Raw genomic sequence first — 2,587 nt, 5'->3', positions numbered from 1 at the left:
GTCAGCTCGACCCCGGCCTCGTTGGCGATGGCCAGCAGGTGCAGCACGGCGTTGGTCGACCCGGCGGTGGCCATCACCACCGCGGCCGCGTTCAGGAAGGCCGCCCTGGTCATGATCTGGCGCGGCCGGATGTCGAGGCGGAGCAGGTTGACCACGGCCTCGCCGGTGCGGCGGGCCGCCTCGGCGCGGCGCTCGGAGACCGCCGGCGGGGTGGCCGAGCCGGGCAGGGCCATGCCCAGGGCCTCGGACACGGCGGCCATGGTGTTGGCGGTGTACATGCCGGCGCACGACCCGGCGGTCGGGCAGGCCACCCGCTCCAGCTCGTCCAGGTCCTCCTCGGACATGGTGCCGGCGGCCACCGCCCCCACGGCCTCGTACATGTCCTGGACGGTGACGTCGCGGCCGCGGAAGTGCCCGGGCAGGATGGTGCCACCGTAGACGAACACGGCCGGCAGGTCGAGGCGGGCGCAGGCCATCAGCATGCCCGGCAGCGACTTGTCGCAGCCGGCGATGGCGACCAGGCCGTCGAGCCGCTCGGCGTGCATCACCAGCTCGACCGAGTCGGCGATGACCTCCCGGCTGACCAGCGAGGCCCGCATGCCCTCGTGCCCCATGGCGATGGCGTCGGACACGGTGATGGTGTTGAAGGTCAGCGGGACCGCCCCGGCCAGGCGCACCCCGTCCTTGGCGGCAACCGCCAGCCGGTCGAGGTGGATGTTGCAGGGCGTGACCTCGTTCCAGGACGACGCCACCCCGACCTGGGGACGCTCGAAGTCGTCGTCGGTGAACCCGACCGCCCGCAGCATCGAGCGGGCCGGGGCCCGGTCGCGCCCGGCGGTGACCTCGGTGGACCGGGGACGCCCGGGAACACTGGTCGTTGTGGTCATGGATGGCTCCTAGCTGCTCTGACCGCCGGCCTCGCGGCGGGCGGCGGCGACCACCATGTCGATGAACGGCACCTTGCCGGCCCGGTAGGCGTCGCGGTCGAGGCGGAAGCGGCCGGCCAGGCCGCGCTTGAGCTTGCCGTACTCCTCGGCCGCCTGCGGATGGCTGCGCAGGTAGTCGCGGAAGAGGAGGTGCTCGGTCCAGTAGTCACCGGACACCGGGACCATGTGGACGTGGTGGCTCTCGGGCGTGCCCCGGCGGAAGTAGCGACGGTCCGGGAGCTGGCTCTCGAACTCGGGGACGTACTCGTAGCCGAGGTTGATCAGGCCGGCCACGGCCGGCCCGGCCCGCTCGATGTCCTCCACCCCGACCATCAGGTCGATCACCGGCTTGGCCGGCAGGCCGGGCACGGCCGTCCCGCCGACGTGCTCGATGGCCAGGACGGTGTCGCCGATGGCGGCGGCGATCCGGTCGCGCTCCTCGGCGTAGGCGCGGGGCCAGTCCTGGTCGTAGTCCACGACCTCGACGGGCTGGGTCCCGCGGGTGGCCAAGGTCAACCTGCCCGCCTGGCCACGTTGCCCTCGGCGTCGAGGCGCGGGAACAGGGCCCCGGCCCGGGCCACCCGCGCCCCCCTGGGCAGCCCGCCCCAGGCCAGCGCCCCGGGCAGCCTGGCCTCGGCCAGCTCCCCTGGGGCGCCCAGGGCCGACCACAGCGCCGGCGCGGCCCTGGTCAGCCAGGGGGCGGTGAGCAGGGCGGCGATCCGCAGCGCCTCGGCCCCGGTGTACAGGGTGGTGTCGAGGGCGACGTCGTCGCCGGCCTTGGCCAGGTCCCAGGGCTTGCGCTCCGACAGGTAGGCGTTGGCCGCGCCCACGAACCGCCAGATGGCGGCCAGGGCCCGCTCGTAGGCCACCTCCTCGAGGGCGGCGGCGGCGTCGGCGTAGGCCCGCTCGGCGGCGTCCTGGACCGCGACCTCGGCGTCGGTGGCCGGTCCGGGGCCGGGCAGGACCCCGTCGCGGTAGCGCTCGACCATGGCCGTGACCCGGCTGGCCAGGTTGCCGAGCCCGTTGGCCAGGTCGGCGTTGTAGCGCTCGACCATCGCCTCCCAGGAGAAGTTGCCGTCCTGGCCGAAGGCGACCTCGCGCTGGAAGAAGTAGCGGACGGCGTCGCTCCCGAACGGCGCCACCAGGTCGTGGGGGGCGATGCCGGTGAGCTTGGTCTTGCTCATCTTCTCGCCCCCGACCAGCAGCCAGCCGTGGGCCTGGACGGTCCGGGGCAGGGGCAGCCCGGCCGCGAGCAGGATCGCCGGCCAGGTGACGGCGTGGAAGCGCAGGATGTCCTTGCCCACGAAGTGGTAGTCGGCCGGCCACACATGGGCGAATTTCTCCATGTCGGCGTCCCAGCCGGCGGCGGTCAGGTAGTTCTGCAGGGCGTCGACCCAGACGTACATGACGTGCTCGGGGTCCCAGGGGATCGGCACCCCCCAGGTGAAGCTGGACCGCGAGATCGACAGGTCCTGGAGCCCGTGCTCGACGAAGGAGACGACCTCGCGCCGGCGGGTCTCGGGGCGGACGAACTCGGGGTGGTCGCGGTAGTGCTCCAGCAGCCGGTCGGCGTACTTGGAGATGCGGAAGAAGTAGTTCTCCTCCCGGACCGTCTCCACCGGCCGGCCGTGGATCGGGCAGTTGCCGTCGACCAGCTCCTC

At 73.3% G+C, this 2,587-nt stretch carries 3 protein-coding genes; all 3 read right to left on the bottom strand.

Annotation, left to right across the window (positions count from 1 at the left end):
* On the bottom strand, positions 1–887 hold an 887-nt coding region (locus tag VF468_06400; protein ID HEX5877940.1), incomplete at its 3' end, for a dihydroxy-acid dehydratase.
* Between the two features lie 9 nt (positions 888–896).
* A complete protein-coding gene (locus VF468_06395) occupies positions 897–1,442 on the bottom strand; it encodes a GrpB family protein (protein ID HEX5877939.1) in 546 nt (181 codons plus the stop codon).
* Positions 1,439–2,587, bottom strand: a 1,149-nt coding sequence (locus VF468_06390; GenBank protein HEX5877938.1) for a class I tRNA ligase family protein, incomplete at its 5' end; no start/stop codon positions are given. The genes VF468_06395 and VF468_06390, both read right to left, overlap by 4 nt.

This window comes from Actinomycetota bacterium, assembly GCA_036280995.1.
GTDB lineage: Bacteria > Actinomycetota > CALGFH01 > CALGFH01 > CALGFH01 > CALGFH01.
Note: the sequence above shows the minus strand (reverse complement) of the source record. Positions and strands in the feature narration are given on the sequence as shown.